At 74.1% G+C, this 14,535-nt stretch carries 15 protein-coding genes; 5 read left to right on the top strand and 10 right to left on the bottom strand.

What is annotated here, in order from left to right; all coding sequences use genetic code 11:
* The first annotated feature begins 101 nt into the window (after positions 1-101).
* From E1O70_RS11270 to E1O70_RS11255, 4 genes are all read left to right on the top strand, one after another.
* The gene (locus tag E1O70_RS11270; protein ID WP_082774222.1) at positions 102-1,532 is read left to right on the top strand and encodes a hemolysin family protein; all 1,431 of its coding nucleotides are present in this window, start codon (positions 102-104) and stop codon (positions 1,530-1,532) included.
* Entirely contained in the window at positions 1,529-2,560 is a 1,032-nt protein-coding gene (locus E1O70_RS11265; RefSeq protein WP_043654869.1) for a hemolysin family protein, read from the top strand. The genes E1O70_RS11270 and E1O70_RS11265 overlap by 4 nt, the downstream gene beginning before the upstream one ends.
* A gap of 105 nt (positions 2,561-2,665) precedes the next feature.
* Positions 2,666-3,850, top strand: coding sequence for an acyl-CoA dehydrogenase family protein (locus tag E1O70_RS11260; RefSeq protein WP_061266812.1), 1,185 nt, complete (start codon positions 2,666-2,668; stop codon positions 3,848-3,850).
* 154 nt (positions 3,851-4,004) lie between these two features.
* Positions 4,005-5,156 (top strand): trans-sulfuration enzyme family protein, encoded by a 1,152-nt coding sequence (locus E1O70_RS11255; protein ID WP_061266813.1) that lies wholly within the window; start codon positions 4,005-4,007, stop codon positions 5,154-5,156.
* A 77-nt stretch (positions 5,157-5,233) separates the two neighbouring features.
* Here E1O70_RS11255 and E1O70_RS11250 read toward each other — a convergent pair whose 3' ends face one another.
* Complete coding sequence (locus tag E1O70_RS11250) at positions 5,234-5,704, bottom strand: hypothetical protein (RefSeq protein ID WP_128957473.1); 471 nt, start codon at positions 5,702-5,704, stop codon at positions 5,234-5,236.
* A 64-nt stretch (positions 5,705-5,768) separates the two neighbouring features.
* Positions 5,769-6,104: a DUF6191 domain-containing protein gene (locus tag E1O70_RS11245; RefSeq protein WP_061266815.1), complete on the bottom strand. Its 336-nt coding sequence runs from the start codon at positions 6,102-6,104 to the stop codon at positions 5,769-5,771.
* 133 nt (positions 6,105-6,237) lie between these two features.
* Between E1O70_RS11245 and E1O70_RS11240 the strand changes: the two genes are divergently transcribed.
* On the top strand, positions 6,238-6,957 hold the full coding sequence (locus E1O70_RS11240) for an AMIN-like domain-containing (lipo)protein (RefSeq protein ID WP_206153646.1): 720 nt from the start codon (positions 6,238-6,240) through the stop codon (positions 6,955-6,957).
* Between the two features lie 26 nt (positions 6,958-6,983).
* On the opposite strand, the gene E1O70_RS11235 is transcribed toward E1O70_RS11240, so the two are convergent.
* The 8 genes from E1O70_RS11235 to E1O70_RS11200 all read right to left on the bottom strand — a co-directional run bounded on the left by E1O70_RS11235 (position 6,984) and on the right by E1O70_RS11200 (position 14,440).
* Complete coding sequence (locus E1O70_RS11235; RefSeq protein ID WP_240696676.1) at positions 6,984-8,009, bottom strand: NAD(P)H-dependent glycerol-3-phosphate dehydrogenase; 1,026 nt, start codon at positions 8,007-8,009, stop codon at positions 6,984-6,986.
* Positions 8,006-8,731, bottom strand: a complete 726-nt coding sequence (locus E1O70_RS11230; RefSeq protein WP_061266848.1) for a lysophospholipid acyltransferase family protein — start codon at positions 8,729-8,731, stop codon at positions 8,006-8,008. Before E1O70_RS11230 ends, E1O70_RS11235 begins: the two co-directional genes overlap by 4 nt.
* A gap of 31 nt (positions 8,732-8,762) precedes the next feature.
* Positions 8,763-9,368: a response regulator transcription factor gene (locus tag E1O70_RS11225; RefSeq protein ID WP_061266816.1), complete on the bottom strand. Its 606-nt coding sequence runs from the start codon at positions 9,366-9,368 to the stop codon at positions 8,763-8,765.
* Positions 9,365-10,315: a sensor histidine kinase gene (locus tag E1O70_RS11220; protein ID WP_061266817.1), complete on the bottom strand. Its 951-nt coding sequence runs from the start codon at positions 10,313-10,315 to the stop codon at positions 9,365-9,367. Before E1O70_RS11220 ends, E1O70_RS11225 begins: the two co-directional genes overlap by 4 nt.
* Before the next feature lie 36 nt (positions 10,316-10,351).
* Positions 10,352-10,645 (bottom strand): hypothetical protein, encoded by a 294-nt coding sequence (locus E1O70_RS11215; protein ID WP_061266818.1) that lies wholly within the window; start codon positions 10,643-10,645, stop codon positions 10,352-10,354.
* Between the two features lie 81 nt (positions 10,646-10,726).
* Positions 10,727-12,043, bottom strand: a complete 1,317-nt coding sequence (gene murA, locus E1O70_RS11210; protein WP_061266819.1) for a UDP-N-acetylglucosamine 1-carboxyvinyltransferase — start codon at positions 12,041-12,043, stop codon at positions 10,727-10,729.
* A 351-nt stretch (positions 12,044-12,394) separates the two neighbouring features.
* Positions 12,395-13,435: an adenosine deaminase gene (locus tag E1O70_RS11205; protein WP_061266820.1), complete on the bottom strand. Its 1,041-nt coding sequence runs from the start codon at positions 13,433-13,435 to the stop codon at positions 12,395-12,397.
* A 114-nt stretch (positions 13,436-13,549) separates the two neighbouring features.
* Positions 13,550-14,440, bottom strand: coding sequence for an SDR family oxidoreductase (locus tag E1O70_RS11200; RefSeq protein ID WP_061266821.1), 891 nt, complete (start codon positions 14,438-14,440; stop codon positions 13,550-13,552).
* Between the last annotated feature and the right edge of the window lie 95 nt (positions 14,441-14,535).

The raw sequence follows: 14,535 nt of genomic DNA, 5'->3' as shown, positions 1-14,535 counted from the left end.
CCCGCGGCCGACGACCCCGACCATAGTCCCGGCCGCACCGGCCCCGGCAGCGAGCGGACGCACCCACGCGTCCCCGTCGACCGCAGGGCGGTGCGGGCACGATGACGACCTTCCTCTCCCTCCTCCTCGGGCTCCTCGTGGTCCTCGCGATCACGGCGGCGACGGCCTACTTCGTCGCGCAGGAGTTCGCCTACATGACCGTCGACCGCTCCCGGCTGGGGGCCAAGGCGGAGGCCGGCGACGAGTCGGCCCGGCGCGCGCTCGCCGTGACCCGGCGCACCTCCTTCGTCCTGTCCGGCGCGCAGCTCGGCATCACGGTGACGGGCCTGCTCGTCGGCTACGTGGCCGAGCCCCTCATCGGGCAGTCGCTCGGCACCATGCTCGGCGGCGTCGGCGTCCCGACGGGTGTCGGGGTCGCGGTGGGCACCGTCCTGGCGCTCGTGCTGTCGACGATCATCCAGATGCTCTTCGGCGAGCTGTTCCCCAAGAACCTCGCCATCGCGCGGCCCGAGCCGCTCGCGAAGGGTCTGGCGCGCTCGACGTCGGCGTACCTCACGGTGTTCGGCTGGCTCATCGCGGTGTTCGACAAGGCGTCCAACGCGCTGCTGCGGATGCTCAGGATCGAGCCCGTCCACGACGTCGACAACACCGCGACCGCGCGCGACCTCGAGCACATCGTGGCCGACTCGCGCGAGAGCGGGAACCTGACCGACGAGCTGTCCGTGCTCCTCGACCGCGTGCTGGACTTCCCGCAGCGCGACGTCGAGCACGCGATGATCCCGCGCTCGCGCGTGGGGACCGTCCGGCCCGAGGCGACCGTCGCCGAGGTGCGCGAGCTCATGGCCCGCGCCCACACGCGCTACCCGGTGGTCGACGACACGGACCAGCCGCTCGGCGTCGTCCAGCTCGCCGACGTCCTCGCGACCGACCTGCCCGCGGACGCCCCCGTCACGGCGCTCATGCGCCAGGCCGTGGTGCTGCCGACGGCCATGACGCTCCCGGACGCCCTCGCGCAGCTCAACTCCACGCGCAACCAGCTCGCGTGCGTCATCGACGAGTACGGCGGCTTCACCGGCGTGCTGACCGTCGAGGACCTCGCCGAGGAGCTCGTCGGCGAGATCACCGACGAGCACGACCCCGAGCAGCCCGCCACGGTCACGGCCGAGGAGGACGGCGTGTGGGTCATGGGCGGCGACGTCCACGTCGACGAGGCGGAGCGCGCCCTCGGGCACGACCTGCCCCGCGGCGACCACGAGACGGTCTCGGGGCTCCTCATCGCCCAGCACGGTGCCCTGCCGCGCGCGGGCGACCAGATCGAGGTGCCGCTCCCGGACGACCCGGCCGACCTCGTGCACGACGAGCCGGTGCACCGCGCCCTCCTCGTCGACGTCCTGTCGGTCGAGCGGCACGTGCCGCGTCTCGTGCGCGTCCGGCTCGTCGAGCGGCGTGGCGACGTACCCGTCGACGTCGTCGGGCACCCGACCGCGCGCGAGGCAGCGCACCCGACCGACGCCGCGGAGGAGACCCGATGAGCAACCCCTGGGTCGTCGTCACGGCGACCGTCGCGATCATCGCGCTCAGCGCGTTCTTCGTCGCCGTGGAGTTCGCGCTCCTCGGTGCCAAGAGGCACCGCCTCGAGGACGCCGCGCCCACGAGCCGCGCCGCGCGCGCCGCGCTGCGCAGCTCGAACGAGCTCACGCTCCTCATGGCCGGCGCCCAGCTCGGCATCACCGCGTGCACGCTCGCGCTCGGTGCCATCACCAAGCCCGCCGTCCACCACTGGCTCACGCCCGTCTTCGAGACGTGGGGCGCGCCCCTGTGGGCCGCCGACGTCGCGGGCTTCGTGCTCGCGCTGATCGTCGTGACGTTCCTGCACCTCGTCGTCGGCGAGATGGCACCGAAGTCGTGGGCCATCGCCCACCCCGAGCGGTCTGCCACGCTCCTCGCGCTGCCGATGCGCGGGTTCATGTGGGCGTTCCGCCCGCTCCTGCGCTGGCTCAACGAGCTCGCGAACCGCTGCGTGCGGGCCGTGGGCGTCGAGCCGGTGGAGAACGTCGAGGGTGGCGGGCAGGACGCCGCGACCCTGCGGCACCTGGTCGAGCACTCGGCGAACGTCGGCGCGCTCGAGGCGTCGTACCGGGCGCAGATCTCGGGCGTGATCGAGCTCGAGACCCTCACGGTCGACGCGCTCGTGCCGGCCGGGAGCCGGCCCACGTCGGTCCCCGCCGACGCGACCGCGGCCGACGTGCGACGCGCGTCGGCCCGCTCGGGCCACCTGCGCATCCTCGTCCAGAACGGGAGCGTGGTCCCGAAGGTCGTGCACGTGCGCGACACGCTCCTCGAGCCGGACGACCGGCTCGCCAAGGAGCTCGCGCGCCCCGGGTTCGTCCTGGAGTCCGGCACCACGGTGCACGCCGCGCTCGCGCGCATGCGCGAGTCGAGCGAGCAGCTCGCGGTCGTCATGGACGGCGAGCGGTTCGTCGGCGTCGTGACGCTCGCGGACGTCCTGCGCCGCATCCTCCCCCACCCGGAGGACCCGGTACCCGTCCTCGTGGGCTGACGGCCGGCCACCGGCCGCCGTACGGTGGAGGGGCCCCGGCGACGCACGTCGCCGGGGCCCTTCCCCGTCCACCCCCACCGTCCGTCCCGAGACCGAAGGCAGGCCATGCCCACGCCCGTCCCGTCCCCCGCCCCGTTCCCCACGCCGCGCACGCTGCTCTCCGACGAGCTGCTGGAGCAGATCCGCGGCCGGGCCGCGGGCTACGACCGCGACAACGCCTTCTTCACCGAGGACCTCGCCGCACTCACCGAGGCCGGCTACCTGCGCGCGCTCGTGCCGGAGTCGTTCGGCGGCGCGGGCCTCACCCTGCGCGAGCTGGCGCACGAGCAGGCGCGGCTCGCGGGTGCCGCCCCCGCGACGGCGCTCGCCGTGAACATGCACCACGTGTGGACGGGCGTCGCGCGCTACCTCCACCTGCGCGGTGACGCGTCGCTCGACTGGCTGCTCGAGGAGGCCGGCCGCGGCGAGGTCTTCGGCTTCGGCTACTCCGAGGGCGGCAACGACCTCGTGCTGCTGGGCTCGCGCACCGAGGCCCGTCCCGACGAGCGGGGTGGGTACACGTTCCACGGCCGCAAGATCTTCACCTCGAACTCGCCCGCGTGGACGCGGCTCGGGGTGCTGGGGCTCGATACCCAGTCGCGCGACGCCCCGCGTCTCGTGCACGCGTTCGTGTCGCGCGACGCCGGGGTACAGGTGCTCGACGACTGGGACACGATGGGCATGCGCGCGTCGCAGTCGCGCTCCACGGTGCTCGACGGCGCGTTCGCCCCCGTCGAGCGCGTCGTCCGGCGGCTTCCGCCGGGCCCGACGCTGGACCCCCTCGTCGTCGGGATCTTCACGACGTTCGAGACGCTGCTCGCGTCGGTCTACACGGGCGTCGCGGACCGTGCGCTCGAGCTCGGCGTCGCCGCGGCCCGCCGTCGCACCTCGATGAAGAACGACGGCGCACCGCTCTCGGAGGACCCGGACGTCCGCTGGCGCCTCGCCGACGCCGCGCTCGCGCTCGACGCCGTCTGGCCGCAGATCGACACCGTCGCGGCCGAGCTCGACGCCCTCGTCGACCGCGGCGCGGGCTGGTTCCGCGCGACCGCAGGGCTCAAGGTGCGCGCGACGGAGACGGCGAAGACCGTCGTCGACCAGATGGTGCGGGTCGCGGGCGGCTCCAGCTACTTCGCCGGCAACGAGCTCGGCCGCCTCTACCGCGACGTCCTCGCCGGGATCTTCCACCCGTCCGACGACGAGTCCGCCCACTCGACCGTCGCGCAGTCGCTCCTGGGCCCCCTCCCCTGACGCGGACCACCGGCCGCCGAGCAGGTGGTCCTGGCTCGCCCCGGCCGCACGACGCACCAGGACGACCTGCTCGGCCGACCGTGATCGCCTGGTCGCCCGGTCAGGGGGTGGTCGCCCGGGGCACTCGTCGGGCGGCCGGGCGTACGCTGCCGCCATGAGCGACCCGCACGTCCCCGACGCCCTGTCCCCCGCGACCGTCGCCGTCGCCGCGGGACGCCCCGAGCGGTCGCAGGGCGCGCCCGTGAACCCCCCGATCGTGCTGTCCTCGACGTACGTGTCGCAGGGCGTCCAGCAGCCGGGCGAGCTCCTGTACACGCGGATGGACACCGAGACGTGGCACCCGTTCGAGGAGGCGCTCGCCGCGCTCGAGGGCGCGGAGCACCCCGGCGTGGTGTTCGGCTCCGGGATGGCGGCGATCGCCGCGGTGTTCTCGGCCGTGCCCGCGGGCGGGAAGGTCGTGCTGCCCCGCCACGCCTATCAGGTGTCGCTCGGCTTCGCGGACGACCTCGCGGCACGGGCCGGCGTCGAGGTCGTGCGCGTCGACGTCGCCGACACCGACCAGGTCGTCGCGGCCCTCGACGGCGCGTCGCTCCTCCTCGTCGAGTCCCCGACGAACCCCATGCTCGAGGTCGCCGACCTGCCCGCCCTGCTCGCGGCGGCGCGCGAGCGCGGGGTCCTGTCCGCGGTCGACAACACGTTCGCGACGCCGCTCGGCCAGCAGCCCCTCGCGCACGGCGCGGACGTCGTCGTGCACTCGGTGACGAAGTACCTCGCCGGGCACTCCGACGTCGTGCTGGGGGCGGCCGTCGCGCGCACGCCGGAGCTCACAGCCGCGCTGCGTGCCTACCGCACGCTCCACGGCTCGATCCCCGGGCCGTTCGAGGTGTGGCTCGCGCTGCGCGGCCTGCGCACGCTCGCCCTGCGCGTCGAGCGCTCCCAGCAGAACGCGGCGGAGCTCGCGCGCCGGCTCGCCGAGCACCCCGACGTCGTCGAGGTGCGGCACCCGAGCCTGCCCGACGACCCGGGGCACGAGCGCGCGACGCGCCTCATGACCGGGTACGGCTCGATCCTCGGGATGCGCCCGCGGGGTGGTGCCGCGGGCGCGGACGCCGTCGTCGCGGCGGTCCGGCTGTGGGTACCCGCGACGAGCCTCGGCGGCGTCGAGTCGAGCCTCGAGCGCCGACGCCGGTTCGCGACCGAGTCGCGCACGGTCCCGGAGGACCTGCTGCGGCTCTCGGTGGGCGTCGAGGACGTCGAGGACCTCTGGCGCGACCTGGACCGGGCGCTGCGCAGCGCGGTCGGCTGACGCGCGCCACCGCCCGGCCGCGCGGTGCCGCGGCGGCGGGTGCGTCGGTCCGGCTCCGCAACGCACGCTGCGACCCCTCAGAGCAGGTCGTTCTCCGCCTCCTCGAGGGGACCGCTCCACCAGGAGTCCGGCCCGGTCGCGGCGCGGTCGATGGCCCGCAGCCTCGTGCGGAGCGTCCGCAGCCGTGCCCGGTGCGAGGGAGCCCTGCGCCCGGACGGACGGGAGGGCGGGCGGATCTCCCCCGCACGGAAGGCACGCAGACGCTCCGCGGCCTGCTCGGCCGTCATCGTCGTCGGTCCGGGGGCGGGCTGCCCAGATCTCAGGTACTCCGCGAACGCCTCCAGGAACCCCTCGGTCGCCGCGCGGTCGCGGTTGAGGGGGGACGAGTCGCCCGTCGCGACGTCCCGCACCCAGGTCGACCCGTCCTCGTGCTCCACGACCAGAAGCTCTCCGTCGTGGACGACGCCGATCTCGCGGGCCCCGGGGTCGAGGTCGGCCCTCGCTGCCACCGGGTGCAGGCGGATACCGAACAGATGCTCGTCACGCACGCCCTGGATCCTCTCCGCGCAGGCCGCCACGGCCCGCGCACCACCACCTGTGGGTCACCGCACCCTAGCCCGCGTCGGGCTCGGGTGCCGGGGAGCCGCGGCGGGACTGCTCCCGAGGGACGTAGAAGACCCCGCCGTCCAGGTCGACGTCGAACGGCCGGCCCTCCGCCGGACGCTGGACGATGTCGAGCCGCTGACGTTCTTTCTCCTCGGTGAGGTGCGTCCGGCTGGGCTGGAAGATCTCGACGATCTCGCCGAACATGCCGGACGACGCGCTCTCGCCCGCGCCCTCGGAGCGCCGGGCACGCGCCTCCGCCCCGGACGCGAAGCGGACGATTCCCACGACCACCATTCCCGTGAGCGCGACCGCGAAGGACGCACCACCGATCCCCTGCAGCATCCCCCGAGGGTAGCGGCAGCCACCTCGTCAGGACAGGGTGCGCGGTCCCCGAGACCGGGCTGTGACACGACCGTCGCCGGACCGTGGCCCACCCGCCGCGCGCGCGTGACCTGGGCTTTCTAGGATCGACGGCATGACGACACGACGAGCGGTGCGGACGCGGCAGGCACGACCGACGGGCCGCGCGGTGCCCGGAGGACCGGCCGCCGTCGCAGGCGCGGTCCTCGTCCTCGCCCTCGCGGCGTGCAGCCCGGGCGGGTCGGACGAGTCGCCCTCGCCGTCGAGCACCGCGACGAGCGCGTCGCCCAGCCCCACCGACTCCCCGAGCACCACCCCGGAGCCCGGCGCCGAGCCGTCCGACGGCGCGTCCACGCCGTCGGACGACGCGACGGAGGCACCGCTGCCGTTCCCCGCGAACACCGAGCCGGACACGCAGGACCCGTCCGCGGACGCCGCGCTCACGGTGACGGACGTCCGGGTCGGGCACCACGACGGGTTCGACCGGGTCGTCTTCGAGCTCGGCGGCACGGGGACGCCCGGGTGGCGGGTCGAGTACGTGGACCAGCCGACGGACGACGGCAAGGGTGACGTCGTCGCGGTCGACGGCGACGCCTACCTGCAGGTCATGATCTCCGGCTCGGGGTACCCCATGGACACCGGGGTCGAGGAGTACGCGGGCCCCAACCCCGTCCGGGCCGGGGACGACGGCGAGGTCGAGGAGGTGCTGCTGCGCGGCGTGTTCGAGGGGTACACGCAGGCGTTCGTCGGGGTCGACGACGAGCGGCGCCCGTTCCGGGTGTTCTCGCTCGAGGACCCGACCCGCGTCGTCGTCGACGTCCGCGACGACGGCTGACGGCCCCACTCGTCAGGCCGAGGGCCTCAGCGCTCCGCCGAGACGCCCTCGGCCTTCTGCGGCCGCGACAGCAGGCCGCGCGCCATCTCGTCGACGGGCATGCCCTCGTGGAGCACCGCGACGACCCCGGCCGTGATGGGCATGTCGACACCGACCTTGCGCGCGAGCTCGAGCACCGAGCGGCACGACTTCACGCCCTCCGCCGTGCCGCCGGTCGCGGCGATCGCGTCGTCGAGGCTCAGGCCCTGGCCGATGTGCTTGCCGAGCGTGTGGTTGCGCGAGAGCGGCGACGAGCACGTCGCGACGAGGTCGCCCATCCCCGCGAGCCCGGGGAACGTCTCCGCGTCCGCCCCGAGCGCGAGCCCGAGGCGCGTGATCTCGACCAGGCCGCGCGTGATGACGGTGGCGGTCGTGTTGTAGCCGAACCCGCGGCCCTGGGCGATGCCCACGGCGAGCGCGATGACGTTCTTCACCGCGCCGCACAGCTCGACGCCGACCACGTCCCGATTGGTGTACGGGCGGAAGTACGACGACGAGCACGCGCGCGCCACGTAGCGTGCCACGTCGTCGTCGGCGCACGACACGACGGTCGCCGTCGGCTGCCGGTGCGCGATCTCGCGCGCGAGGTTCGGCCCCGAGACGACGGCGACGCGCTCGGGAGCCAGGCCGAGCGACTCCGCGACGACCTCGCTCATGCGCCGGTCGGTGCTCAGCTCGACGCCCTTCATGAGGGACACCGCGACGACGTCGGGCGCCACGTGCGGGCGGAGCTCGTTGAGCGTCTCGCGCGCGACCTGGGAGGGCACCGCGACGACGACGAGCCCGGCGCCCGCGAGCGCCTCGGCCGCGTCGGTCGTGGCGCGGATCCCGTCGGGGAGGTCGATGCCCGGCAGCCGCTTCTCGTTGCGGCGCGAGGCGTTCACCTGCTCGGCGACCTCGGCGTCGCGGCCCCAGAGGCGCACCTCGCACCCGGCGTCGGCCAGGACGGCGGCGAACGTGGTGCCCCAGCTGCCGGACCCGAGGACGGCGGCGACGATCCGCTCAGCGCTCACGCGCGGTCCTCCGTCCCGGGCCGACGGCGCAGGTCGAACCGCACGGCGGGCGCCTTCTCGCCGCGGATCTCCTCGAGCTGGCTCGTGATCGCGGCCATGATGCGCTCGGTCGCCTCGCGCAGCGTCGCGGTGTCCTGCGGGCGGTCGTAGAGGTCGGAGAGGTCGACGGGCGGGCCCGCGTGCACCGCGACCTGCTTGGGCGGGATCGGCTTGAACACCTTGCCGTACGGCGCGAGGAGCCGGTGCGCGCCCCACTGGGCGATGGGGACGACGGGCGCCCGGCTCGCGAGCGCGAGGCGCGCGACGCCGGTCTTGCCCACCATGGGCCAGCCGTCCGGGTCGCGCGTGAGCGTGCCCTCGGGGAAGAACACGACGCACTCGCCCTCGTGGAGCCGCGCGGTGGAGTCCACGAGCGACTGCGCGGCGCCCGCGGTGCCGCGGTGCACGGGGATCATCCCGGTGCGGGTGAGGAGACCGCCGAGCACGGGCACCTTCCAGAGCGACGCCTTCGCCGTGATCTTGGGGGCACGGCCCTGGTCGTAGAGGAAGTGGGCGAGCGTCACCGGGTCGACCTCGGTGACGTGGTTCGCCGCGGCGATGAACCCGCCGTCGGGCAGGTTCTCGGCACCCCGCCAGTCGCGTCGGGTGATCGCGAACAGGATCGGGCGCAGCACGAACGCCAGAGTCTTGTACGCGCGCGGGGTCTGGGGCTGGCTCGGCACGGTCACCGAGCCTACCGGGCGGAGCCCGCCCTCAGATCCAGCCGTGCCGTCGCGCGGCGTGCGCGGCCTCGTGCCGGTTCGCGGCGCCCAGCTTGGCCGCTGCGGACGAGAGGTAGTTGCGCACCGTGCCGGGCGCGAGGTGGGCGCGCGTCGCGATCTCCTCGACGGGGGCGCCGTCGGCCGCGAGCTCGAGCACGTCGGCCTCGCGCGGCGTGAGCGGGCTCGCGCCCGCGGCGATCGCCTCCGCGGCGAGCTCCGGGTCCACGTACCGGCCGCCGTCGCGCACCTGGCGCACGACGTCCGCGAGGACGCGCGCCGAGACGGTCTTCGGCAGGAAGCCCCGCGCGCCCGCCTCGAGCGCGCGCTTGAGGTAGCCCGGGCGACCGTGGCTCGTGACGATGACGACGCCGCACGACGGCAGCTCGCCGGCGAGCCGCTGCGCGACCTCGACGCCGTCGAGGCCCGGCATCTGGAGGTCGAGCACGGCGACGTCGGGCCGGAGCTTGAGCGCGGCCGCGACGGCCTCGGGGCCGGACGCCGCCTGCGCCACGACCTCGAGGTCGTCCTCGAGCGCGAGGAGCGACGCGACGGCGTCGCGGATGAGGTTCTCGTCGTCGGCGAGCAGGATGCGGATCACGCCGGGGTGGTCCTCTCGGGGAGCGGGGACGGGGACGCGCGGTGGGGACGGGCGGCGTCGGGCACGCGGGCCACGAGCCCGAAGCGGCCGTCGTCGACCCACGTCTCGAGGCGACCGCCGGCGCCCTCCAGGCGTTCGCGGAGCCCGACGAGGCCCGACCCGCCGCCGGTGCGCGGCGCCGTCGGGACGCCGTCGTTGACGACCTCCACGACGCTCGACGCCCCGTCGCGGTGGACCGTGATGGTGCACGTGCGCGCGGTCGAGTGCCGCACGACGTTCGTCACGGCCTCCCGGACCGCCCACGCGAGCGCCTCCTGCGCGTCCTCGCCCACGGGGGTCTCGTCGCCGTGCACGGTCGTCTCGATCCCGGCGGACCGCAGGACGGACCGCGCCCCGGCCAGCTCGGCGCCGAGGTCGGCCGTGCGGTAGCCCGCGACGACGGCGCGCACCTCGCGCAGCGCGTCCTGCGCGATGCGACGGACCTCGAGCATCTGCTCCTCGGCGCCGGGGCGGCCGCGGGCCGCGAGCTCCGCCGCGAGCTCGCTCTTCACGGCGACCACGGACAGGGTGCGCCCGAAGACGTCGTGCAGGTCGCGCGAGAACCGCAGCCGCTCCTCGGCGACGGCGAGGCGGGCGTGGAGCACGCGCGTGCGCTCCTGCTCCCACACGACGCCGAGCATCCAGACCGAGGCGCGGTACGAGCCGAAGACGCCGAGCAGCATGACCAGGGCCGAGAGGCCGAGGCCCACCGCGATGCCCGCCGTCCGCGCCGTCACGGGCCCGGTGCCCATCCACACGGAGCACCCGGTGACGACGGCGAGGACCAGCGCGACGAGGGCGACCCGCCGGAACGTGAGCAGGGGGACGAGCGCCAGCACCCCGTAGCCGAGGCCCAGGAGCAGCCCGTAGTAGCGACTGCTCGCGGCGACGTCGTCGACCCCGTCCACGGGGAAGGTGCCGACGGCGAGCGCGGCGACCGCGATCTAGAGGACCCCGAGGAGGGCGAGCAGCACCGGGTGGACGCGGCGTCCGCCGAGGAAGTGCCCGATCCCGGCGCGCAGCACGAGGATGCAGACGACCGTGTGCACGAGGACGAGCGCCAGCCAGAACCGCGTCACCGACGGGTCGAACGTCGGGTCGCTCCCGATGAGGGCGAGCGCGATGAGGGGCTCGGTCCCCGAGAGGAAGTAGAGCGACCATCGGGTGTAGGAGTCGAACCGTTCGGGGCCGGTCCGCCGGCTCCACACGTCGAGGAACGTGCGCGGTCGGGTGATCACGACGACCAGCCTCGCACGCGGACCGCGTGCGAGGCCGTGACAGTCGTCATGAGGTGGGTGCCCCGGGCACCCGTGGACGGCTCAGTCCCGGCGGACGTCCGCGCCGAGCGCGACCAGCTTGTCCTGGAAGTTCTCGTAGCCGCGGTCGATGAGGCTGATGCCGCGCACGGTCGACGTGCCCTTCGCGGCGAGCGCGGCGATGAGGTGGGAGAAGCCGCCGCGCAGGTCGGGCACCTCGATGTCGGCAGCGGCGAGCGGCGTCGGGCCCGAGATGACCGCGGAGTGGTGGAAGTTGCGCTGCCCGAACCGGCAGTCGCGCCCGCCCAGGCACTCCTTGTAGACCTGGATGGTCGCGCCCATGCCGCGCAGCGCGTCCGTGAAGCCGAAGCGGTTCTCGTAGACCGTCTCGTGCACGATCGACAGCCCCTTGGCCTGGGTGAGCGCCACGACGAGCGGCTGCTGCCAGTCCGTCATGAAGCCCGGGTGCACGTCCGTCTCGAGCACGATCGGCGACAGGTCGCCGCCCGGGTGCCAGAACCGGATGCCGTCGTCCTGGACGTCGAACCGGCCGCCGACCTTCCGGAACGTGTTGAGGAACATCATCATCTCGGGCTGCGTCGCGCCCTTGACGGTGATGTCGCCGCCCGTCGCCAGCGCGGCCGACGCCCACGAGGCCGCCTCGATGCGGTCGCCGAGCGCGGTGTGCGTGTAGCCGTCGAGGCGGTCGACGCCCTCGATGCGGATCACGCGGTCGGTGTCGACCGAGATGATCGCGCCCATCTTCTGGAGCACCGCGATGAGGTCCATGATCTCGGGCTCGATCGCGGCGTTCGCGAGCTCCGTGATGCCCTCGGCGCGCACGGCCGTCAGCAGGAGCTGCTCGGTCGCGCCCACCGACGGGTACGGCAGCGCGATCTTCGTGCCCTGGAGGCGACGCGGGGCACGGATGTGGATGCCGTTCTCCCGCTTGTCCACCACCGCGCCGAACTGGCGCAGGATGTCCAGGTGGTAGTTGATCGGCCGGTCGCCGATCCGGCAGCCGCCCAGGTCCGGGATGAACGCCTCACCGAGACGGTGCAGCAGCGGGCCGCAGAACAGGATGGGGATGCGGCTCGAGCCCGCGTGCGCGTCGATGTCCGCGACGTGCGCCGACTCGACGTTCGACGGGTCCAGGTCGAGGATCCCTGCGTCCGGGTCGGACTTCACGGTGACGCCGTGCAGCTCCAGCAGCCCCGTCACGACGCCGACGTCGCGGATCTGCGGCACGTTGCGCAGCACGCTCGGCGACTCCCCCAGCAACGACGCCACCATCGCCTTCGACACGAAGTTCTTCGCGCCGCGCACGGTGATCGTCCCGTCCAGCGGGGTCCCGCCGTCGACGTACAGCACATCCTTCATGAGCTCTGGTCGCCCTCTCGCCAAGCCGGTGGTCGTGGTGCCCCTGCGGGCAGGGGCCCGCGTGCGGGGCCGCGGACGGCCGTTCCGCGCGCGCGGGTCCCGTGCGTGCCAACGTGCGGCACCCGGAGATTATTCACCCCCTGCGGGGGTGCTCGCCGCCGAACGGACGGCGGCGGCCGTCCCCGACACGTTACTCCCCGGTACGTCCGCGCGGGACGAGCGCCCAGAACCGCGAGACAGAGCCTCGATCGCGCGAGGTAGAGCCCCGGTCCCGCGAGGTAGAGCCGTGGTCACGACCACGCCTCTACCTCGGCGGACCGGGGCTCTACCTCGGCGGGGTGCGTAGCCGGGTCAGACGGCGGTCGCGTCGAACGCCGCGACGTACCGTTCGATCTCGGCGAGGTAGGCCGCGCGCTGCGAGTCGCCGAGCCACGACGCCTCGAACGAGTTCCTCGCGAGCTGCACGACCTCCTGCGTCGTGAGGCCCGCCGCCTCCGCGAGCGCGACGTAGTTCTCCGCGACGTAGCCGCCGAAGTACGCCGGGTCGTCGGAGTTCACGGTGACGCGCACGCCCGAGCGCAGCAGGCCGGCGATCTCGGTCGCCTTCATGTCGTCGGTGACGAACGAGTTCGAGATCGGGCACGTCGTGAGGCCCAGCCCGCGCTCGCGCACGACGTCGACGAGCGCCGGGTCCTCCACGACGTTCGTGCCGTGGTCCACCCGGTCCACGCCGATCTCGTCGAGCACGGTCCGGATGTTGTCGATGCTGCCGACCTGGTCGATGTCGCAGTGCATCGTCAGCCGGTACCCGAGCTCGCGGGCGCGCGCGAACACGTCCGCGAACTTCTGCGGCGGGTTGTCGCGCTCGTCGGAGTCGAGCCCGACGCCCAGGATCTTGTCGCGGAACGGCACCGACGCCTCGAGCGTCTCGGCCGCGCTCTGCGCGGAGTGGTCGCGCAGGAAGCACAGGATGAGGTGCGCGTCGATGCCGTGCTTGCTCGGCGCCTCGGCCGCGGCGCGGTGGTACCCGGTCACGACCGCCTCGAACGGCACGCCGCGCGACGTGTGCGCCTGCGGGTCGAAGAACATCTCGGCGTGCTTCACGCCGTCCGCCGCCGCGCGGGCGAGGTAGGCGTCGGCGAGCTCGTAGAAGTCGTCCGCGGTCTGCAGCACCTCCATCGCCGGGTAGTACACGGCGAGGAAGCTCGTCAGGGAGTCGAACGCGTACGTCGCGCGCACCTCCTCGACCGTCGACTGGCCGATGTCGATGCCGTTGCGCTGCGCGAGGCGCAGCTTGAGGTCGGGCTCGAGCGTGCCCTCCAGGTGCAGGTGCAGCTCGGCCTTCGGCAGGCCGGTGACGAACTCGCGGGTGGGCGTCGTGGGCGCGGGCATGGGTCTCCTTCTCGGTCGGTGTCCCCCGGGACCATCTTCTCCCGTGCACGACGACGGCGGCGCACCCGGGTGGGTGGCCGCCGCCTCGTGCGCGCCGGGGGACGGGAGAACCCGTCAGAGCAGCCGACCTCCGGTCACGCCGATGCGGTCACCGGTGATGTAGCTCGACTCCTGCGAGGCGAAGAACACGTACGCCGGCGCGAGCTCGGCCGGCTGCCCGGCGCGGCCGAGCGGCGTGTCGGCACCGAACTGCTCGACCTTCTCCTCCGGCATCGTGGCCGGGATGAGCGGCGTCCAGATCGGCCCGGGCGCCACGGCGTTGACGCGGATGCCCTCGGGCGCGAGCTGCTGCGCCAGCCCCTTGGTGAAGTTGAGGATCGCCGCCTTGGTGCTGGCGTAGTCGAGCAGCGGAGGGCTCGGGTCGAACGCCTGGACGGAGGTCGTGTTGATGATCGCGCCGCCGCTGGGCAGGTGGTCGAGCGCCGCCTGCGTGATCCAGAACAGCGCGTAGACGTTCGTCTTGAGGACCCGGTCGAGCTGCTCGGTCGTGATCCCCCGCAGTCCCTCGTCCTGCGCCATCTGGTACGCGGCGTTGTTCACAAGCACGTCGAGCCCGCCGAGGCCCGCGACGGCGTCCGCGACGAGCTGCCGGCAGAACGCCTCGTCGCGGATGTCGCCCGGCAGCAGCACGGCCGTGCGGCCCGCGTCCTCGATCCACCGGGCCGTCGTGCGGGCGTCCTCCTCCTCTTCCGGGAGGTACGAGATCGCGACGTCCGCGCCCTCGCGCGCGAACGCGATCGCGACCGCCCGGCCGATGCCCGAGTCGCCGCCGGTGATCAGCGCCCGCTTCCCGTCGAGCCGGCCGGACCCCCGGTAGGTGGTCTCCCCGTGGTCCGGCTCCTGCGACATGTCGCCCGTGCGTCCCGGCGGCTGGAGCTGGTCCGCGGGCTGCTCCGGCTGCGGCTGCTGCGTCGTGGGGTCCTGCGGCGTGGTCTGGTCGGACATGAGCAACTCCCCTGTCGTCGTTCGGCGGAACGTCCAGCATGGGGGCGTCCGCGCGCGCTCGCAGCGCGCCCGTCCCGTGCGCCGACGACGCGCGC

It is taken from the genome of Cellulosimicrobium funkei (assembly GCF_004519295.1).
Taxonomy (GTDB): Bacteria; Actinomycetota; Actinomycetes; order Actinomycetales; family Cellulomonadaceae; genus Cellulosimicrobium; species Cellulosimicrobium funkei.
This window is presented reverse-complemented; position numbering and strand designations above follow the sequence as displayed.